This window comes from Sandarakinorhabdus sp. (assembly GCF_041689835.1).
In the GTDB taxonomy this organism is placed as follows: domain Bacteria; phylum Pseudomonadota; class Alphaproteobacteria; order Sphingomonadales; family Sphingomonadaceae; genus Sandarakinorhabdus.
The window spans coordinates 1-6,782 of sequence record NZ_JBDNFM010000149.1; the positions used below are offsets into that span (position 1 = coordinate 1).

At 65.5% G+C, this 6,782-nt stretch carries 6 protein-coding genes and 1 pseudogene; all 7 read right to left on the reverse strand.

Translation table 11 applies throughout. From position 1 onward, the window contains the following. Positions 1-786: pseudogene (locus ACESL8_RS08150) on the reverse strand (acyl-CoA dehydrogenase family protein); the annotation flags it as partial. A 57-nt stretch (positions 787-843) separates the two neighbouring features. Further along, complete coding sequence (locus tag ACESL8_RS08155) at positions 844-2,802, reverse strand: biotin carboxylase N-terminal domain-containing protein (protein WP_372917674.1); 1,959 nt, start codon at positions 2,800-2,802, stop codon at positions 844-846. Next, positions 2,799-3,248, reverse strand: a complete 450-nt coding sequence (locus tag ACESL8_RS08160) for a hypothetical protein (protein WP_372917676.1) — start codon at positions 3,246-3,248, stop codon at positions 2,799-2,801. The genes ACESL8_RS08155 and ACESL8_RS08160 overlap by 4 nt, the downstream gene beginning before the upstream one ends. Continuing rightward, complete coding sequence (locus ACESL8_RS08165; RefSeq protein ID WP_372917678.1) at positions 3,245-4,024, reverse strand: enoyl-CoA hydratase-related protein; 780 nt, start codon at positions 4,022-4,024, stop codon at positions 3,245-3,247. Before ACESL8_RS08165 ends, ACESL8_RS08160 begins: the two co-directional genes overlap by 4 nt. Before the next feature lie 6 nt (positions 4,025-4,030). Next, complete coding sequence (locus tag ACESL8_RS08170) at positions 4,031-5,551, reverse strand: carboxyl transferase domain-containing protein (protein WP_372917684.1); 1,521 nt, start codon at positions 5,549-5,551, stop codon at positions 4,031-4,033. Between the two features lie 119 nt (positions 5,552-5,670). Further along, positions 5,671-5,796 carry a hypothetical protein gene (locus ACESL8_RS08175; protein ID WP_372917680.1) on the reverse strand — a complete coding sequence of 42 codons (126 nt, stop codon included), beginning with the start codon at positions 5,794-5,796 and terminating at the stop codon, positions 5,671-5,673. A gap of 101 nt (positions 5,797-5,897) precedes the next feature. Further along, positions 5,898-6,677, reverse strand: a complete 780-nt coding sequence (locus tag ACESL8_RS08180) for an ABC transporter ATP-binding protein (protein WP_372917682.1) — start codon at positions 6,675-6,677, stop codon at positions 5,898-5,900. Positions 6,678-6,782 lie beyond the last annotated feature (105 nt).

A 6,782-nucleotide genomic window follows, 5' to 3' on the forward strand; every position in this document is an offset into this window, starting at 1 on the left:
GCACGCCTGCATGATGCCGATGGGGCCGCCGCTGAGCACGACGCGTTCGTAATCCAGCCCGCTCATCAGCACGCGGGCGCCGTTGCCGACGCCGCCCAGCACATTTTGCGCCGGCACGGTGCAATTGTCGAACACCAGTTCTCAGGTGTCGCTGCCGCGCATGCCCAGCTTGTCGAGTTTCTGCGCGGTGGAAAAGCCCGCCATGCCCTTTTCGATCAGGAACGCCGTCACCCCGCGTGAGCCGGCGGCGGGATCGGTCTTGGCGTAAACCACCAGCGTTTCGGCATGCGGCCCGTTGGTGATCCACATCTTGTTGCCGTTGAGCACGTAATCGCCGTTGCCCTGGATGTCGGCGCGCAGTTTCATGCTGATCACGTCGCTGCCCGCGCCCGGTTCGGACATGGCGAGGCTGCCGACATGCTCGCCAGAAATCAGCGCCGGCAGGTACCGCGCCTTCTGCTCGGCGCTGCCCCAGCGGGCGATCTGGTTGATGCACAAATTGGTGTGGGCGCCGTAACTCAGGCCAACACTGGCCGAAGCGCGGGAGATTTCCTCCACCACCACGACATGTGCCAGATAGCCCAGGCCAATGCCGCCGTCGGCTTCGGGAACGGTGATGCCGTGCAGGCCGAGTTCGCCCATCTTGGGCCACAGATCGCGCGGGAATGTGTTGGTGGAGTCGATTTCAGCAGCGCGCGGGGCGATTTCAGCGGCGGCAAAGGCCCGTACCGTGTCGCGCAGCATGCCGATGGTTTCACCGTGCGCAAAGTTCAACTGGCTCAGCATATTGAAATTTCCTCTTGTCTGTTGCTGCCGTTGTCGGCCGCAGCAGCGGGGGTGATGTCAGGCGATTTCCACCAGCATCATGCCATCGGCAACTTGATCGCCCACCGCGACATGTACGCACCTAACGGTGCCGGCAGTGCGCGCGAGCAGGCGGTGTTCCATTTTCATGGCTTCCAGCACGAGCAGGCGATCACCTTCGGCCACGGCCTGTCCCGGCGCGACATCCACGGCCAGTACGCGGCCGGGCATCGGGGCGATCACTCGGCCGTCACCGCCGCCGGCATCCTTCACCCGCGGCGGGCGCGTGCCGATCAGCCAGCTTTGCCCGGCCAGGCGCACATCGACCGTGCCGTCACCCGGCACCACCGTTGCGGTGAGCAGCGTGCCAGCCAGATCGATGCACAACCCGTGCGGTCCGCTGCGGACGGCAGTGATTTCGCCTACGCCAAGCAAGCCACCCACCCGCCACCGCCCGCCGCCAACAGCGCGCAACGTGATGGCATGGCGTTCATCGCCCCACCACAGCCGCACATGGGTTTGCGCGGCCAGATTGATGCGGAAAGCGTGGCCGCCAAACAGGCTGGAGTGTGCTGCGGGATGCGGCAGCCCCACCCCCAGCGCCGCGGCGAGAAGGGCTGGCACCGGGCACGCCGTGGGCGCGGCCAGCGCGGCTGCATGGCGCGGGATGAAACCGGTATCCACCTCGCCAGCCCGGAACGCCGCCGTATCGGCCAGCCGGGCCAGAAAGGCGCGGTTACATTTCAGGCCCGAAACCACCGTGGCATCGAGTGCGCCAACCAACCGGTCAATCGCTTCGCTGCGGGTGGCACCGTGGGCGATCACCTTGGCGATCATCGGATCATAATCCAGCCCGATGCGGCTGCCGGTTTCAACGCCGGTATCGATGCGCACGCCGGGGCCTGCGCCGAACTCAAGGACGGTGATGGTGCCAGTGGCGGGCAGAAATCCGCTGTCCGGATCTTCGGCATACAGGCGCGCTTCCATCGCCCAGCCGGTGACGGTCAACTCGTCCTGCTGCTTGGGCAACACCTCACCGCGCGCCACGCGGATTTGCCATTCCACCAGGTCCTCGCCGGTGATGCACTCGGTGACGGGATGCTCCACTTGCAGTCGGGTATTCATTTCCATGAAGTAGAACGCCGGATCGCCGTCCGCGTCGACGGTGTCGAGATCGAGGATAAACTCTACCGTGCCGGCCCCGGCATAGCCGATGGCGTGGGCTGCGGTGACGGCGGCAATGCCCAGCGTGTGACGCAACTGATCCGAAAGGCCGGGGGCAGGGGCTTCCTCGATCACCTTCTGGTGGCGGCGCTGCAGCGAGCAATCACGCTCGAACAGGTGGACAGCATTGCCGTGATTGTCAGCAAATAATTGCACTTCGACATGACGCGGGCGCTGGATCAATTTTTCCAGCATCACCGCCGGATTGCCGAACGCGGTTTCGCCTTCGCGCTGAGCGGCCATGAGGGCTTCCTGAAATTCGGCGGCATTGTGCACCGCGCGCATGCCTTTGCCGCCGCCGCCAGCCACCGCCTTGATGAGGAGCGGATAGCCAACGCCCTCAGCGGCTTTTTGCAAGCGAACCAGTGATTGGTCCGTGCCCTGATACCCCGGCGTGATCGGCACGCCGGCTTTTTTCATCGCGGCCTTGGCGGTATCTTTCAGGGCCATTACCCGCATGGCGCTTTCTGGCGGGCCAATGAAGATGATGCCGGCTTTTTTCAGTGCCTTGGCGAAATCGGCGTTTTCCGAAAGGAAGCCATAGCCAGGGTGCACGGCATCGGCGCCGGTGCGTTTGGCCGCCGCAATGATCGCTTCGCCATCGAGATAGCCGCGCTCCCCCACCAGCGCCACGGCCTGGCCGGCTTCGCGCACGAAGGGGGCATCGGCATCAGCGGCGGAATGCACGGCCACGGTGGCGATGCCCATCCGGTGCGCAGTGCGGATGACGCGGCGAGCAATTTCACCGCGGTTGGCGATCAGGATTTTTTTCATTTGGGCGGGCAATTTTTCGGATCGGCGGTCCACCCGAACGTCGTCAGCAACCATTTGCCGTCCAGCTTGCTCCAGCCGAAACTGTCGATGCCGCAGTGGATGCGCTTGCCATCGATATCGAGCGTGTAGGGTGCCCAGACATGGGCAAAATCGCGGGTGACGAGAATTTTTGTACGCACGATGCGTTCATCGAATTTGCGCGGGGGGGCGCTGCGGAAATTGTCGAACAATTGCTGGCGGGTCATCACGCTGAATTTGCTGCCGCCTTCGGGCGGAAACCGCAGCACCTGGATGGTCAGCGACGGATGGGTCATCGCCTCCGCGCCGCCCGCATCGTCGCTGTTGAGCGCGGCCATGAAGGCGTTGGTGGCAGCCAGCACTTCGTCCTTGGGCGCAGCGGCGGCCGGCGCGGCGAACAGCAGGGACAGAGCAAGCAGCGGCTTCATTCGGCGATCCATCCCGGTTTACCCTTGTTCAGGAAGGCGTTGATGCCTTCGCGGCCCTCGGCGCTCACCCGGCGCGCGGCGATGCGGCGGGCGGTTTCCTCGCGCAGGTCGTCGGTGATCTCGGCCCCGGCAAAATCCAGCGCCAGCCGCTTGGCATCGGCCACCGCGCCCGGCGCGGCTTCGCCGATGTGCGCCAGCCAGTGCGCCACCACGGCGTGTGCGGCGTCGGCATCGATGGCAACTTCGTTGATCAGCCCCATGGCCGCCGCGTCTTGGGCATCAAAGGCTTCGGCGGTGAGGAACCAGCGCCGCGCCGCGCTGCCGATCTTGGCCAGCACGAATGGTGAAATGGTGGCCGGGGTCAGGCCCAGCCGCACTTCGGACAGGCGGAACTGTACGCCTTCGATGGCCACCGCCATATCGGCACACGCCACCAGCCCGACGCCGCCGCCGGTCACGTGGACGTGGGCGACGACGATCACCGGCTTGGGGCAATGATTGATCGCGGCGAGCATGTTTGAAAGGCCCATGGCATCGGCCTGGTTTTGCGCCTCGCTCCAGCCGGCAGCCGCACGCATCCAGTCCAGATCGGCTCCGGCCGAAAAGCTTTTGCCGGCGCCGGCCAGCACGATGGCGCGCACCTCGCTGGCGCCGCCGAGCCGGGTGAAGGCGTCGTCCAGTGCCGCAATCAGTTCGGCGTTGAAGGCATTGTGCCGCTCTGGCCGGTTCAGTGTCAGCCGGGCGGTGCCCCAATCGTCGATGGCTTCATCGAGCATGGCGCATCACATCCGGAACGTGCCAAACCGGGTTTCCGGCACCGGCTGCTGCAGCGACGCCGCCAGCGAAAGCGCCACCACCGCACGGGTGTCTTCGGGCGCGATGATGCCATCGTCCCACAGCCGGGCGCTGGCGTAATAGGGGTGGCCTTGCGCTTCATACTGGGCACGGATCGGGGCCTTGAAGGCTTCTTCATCAGCGGCCGATTTGAAGCCGCCGCCTTTCACGGCCGCCAGCACGCTGTCCGCCTGTTCGCCGCCCATCACCGATATGCGGGCGTTGGGCCACATCCACAGGAAACGCGGTGAATAGGCGCGGCCGCACATGCCGTAATTGCCGGCACCGAAACTGCCGCCGGTAACCACGGTGATCTTGGGCACCGCAGCACAGGCCACCGCCGTCACCAGCTTGGCGCCGTGCTTGGCGATGCCTTCGTTTTCAAATCGGCGGCCAACCATGAAGCCGCTGATATTCTGCAGGAACAACAAAGGGATGCGGCGCTGGCAAGCCAGTTCGATGAAGTGTGCGCCTTTCTGGGCGGATTCCGAAAACAGGATGCCGTTGTAGGCGATGATGCCCACCGGATAGCCTTCGATCTGGGCAAATCCCGTCACCAAAGTCTCGCCATATCGCGGCTTGAATTCGTGCAATTCCGAACCGTCTACCATCCGCGCGATGATCTCGCGCACATCAACCGGCACACGCGTGTCGATGGGCGCCAGCGCATTCAGCTCGGCGGCGTCGAACAGCGGCGGGCGGGCCTCCCCGCGCAGCACGGCAGGCGCGCGCGGCAGGGTGGCGACAATGCGGCGGGCGATGGCCAGCGCATCCTCGTCATTTTCGGCCAGATGATCGGCAACGCCCGAAAGCCGCGTGTGCACATCACCGCCGCCCAGATCCTCGGCGGTCACTTCCTCGCCGGTGGCGGCCTTCACCAATGGCGGCCCGCCCAGAAAAATGGTGCCCTGGTTCTTCACGATTATCGATTCGTCGGCCATGGCGGGCACATAGGCACCGCCGGCCGTGCAGCTGCCGAGCACGGCGGCAATCTGCGGAATGCCATTGGCGCTCATGTTGGCCTGGTTGAAAAAGATGCAGCCGAAATGATCGCGATCCGGGAATACCTCGTCTTGCCGGGGCAGGTTGGCGCCGCCGCTGTCGACCAGATACAGGCAGGGCAAGCCGTTCTGCGCGGCGATTTCCTGCGCGCGCAGATGTTTCTTCACGGTGATCGGATAATAGCTGCCACCCTTCACCGTGGCATCGTTGGCGACAATCACGCACAGCCGGCCTTCAACCTGGCCCACGCCGGCGATGAGGCCGGCGGCCGGCACATCTTCGCCGTACACATCATGGGCGGCGAACTGGCCGATTTCCAGAAAGGCGCTGTGCGGATCGATCAGCGCCTCCACGCGTTCACGCGGCAGCAGCTTACCGCGCGCGATATGCTTTTCACGCGACGCAACCGGGCCGCCCAGCGCAATGCGCGCCGCCTTTTCGCGCAGGTCGGCAATCAGTTCGGCCATGGCCGCAGCGGTGGTGCGAGCGGACGGGGGTAGGGGCTGGCCAATGCGCGGAGGAGACGTGGGCATGCTGCCGGGTATGGCCGATGTTGGCCATGCGCTCAATGGCCAATGCACGCGCCTTAGTGGGGCAGGGAGGCGCTCTGCCCGATGCGGCTGCGCGTCCAGCGCTTGTTGTTCAGCAGGTGCGCGTCTGGCCCGTCGGGGGTGGCGGCGAAACTGGACATGTCGCCATTATCGCTGATCAATTGCAGGAAAACGGGTTTCGGTGAGCCATTCAAAGCCGCCACCGGCCTTGAGGGCGAGGGAGTCGAACCGTTCCCAGCAGCTGTCACCGTCGGTCAAACGGTCAACTCGGCTCAAAACGCAGTCCATCATCAGATTCCGGTAGTCGAACCTGTTGATCACGGGAAAAAGATACATCAAAATTGGCGCGAATCCAGCCGTGGTTACTGGCTTCGACACCAAAAATCCGGGCCAGATTGTCGGGGCTGAGCACGTTGCCCGGCGGGCCATCTGCGATCACTGCGCCGCCGTTGATCAGCAGCAGCCGGTCGCAGCGGCGGGCCAGATCGAGATCGTGCAGCGCCATCACCACGCCAGCGCCCCGCCCCCCATTTCCATTGGCCGCTTCGGCGGCAAGCAGCGCCATAACGTCGAGCCGGTGACCCGGATCAAGATTGGCGATGGGCTCATCAAGCAGCAGCCACGCCGGGCGGGCAACCAGTGCGCGGGCCAGCAGCACGCGGGCGCGCTCGCCGGTGGAAAGCTGGTTGACTGGGCGGGCGGCCAGCGCGGCGGCATCACAGGCGGCCAGTGCGGCAGCCACCGCGGCTGGATCGGGCGCGGCGGCCGGGCCAAGGCCAAGCTGCACCAGTGCGCCCGCCTGTATCGGCCAAACGGCGTCGCGGCTGGCCGGCAGCCAGGCGAGCCGGCGCGGGTGGGGCACGAAGGGCTGGCCGTCCAGTCGCACCGTGCCCGGCCCGCGCGACAGGCCGGCCAGCGCCCGCAGCAGTGTGGTCTTGCCCGCACCATTGGGGCCGATCACACCGACCAACTGGCCGGAGTGGAGCGTCAGGCCGGTCGGCGCCAGCATCGGCGGGCGGGCGAGGGCGATTGCTTCGAGCATCAGCGGCCCCGCAGAATAAGCGACAGGAAAAACGGCGCGCCGATCAGCGCGGTGAACACGCCTAGCCGCAGATCGATGCCCGCGGGCAACAGCCGCACCGCGATA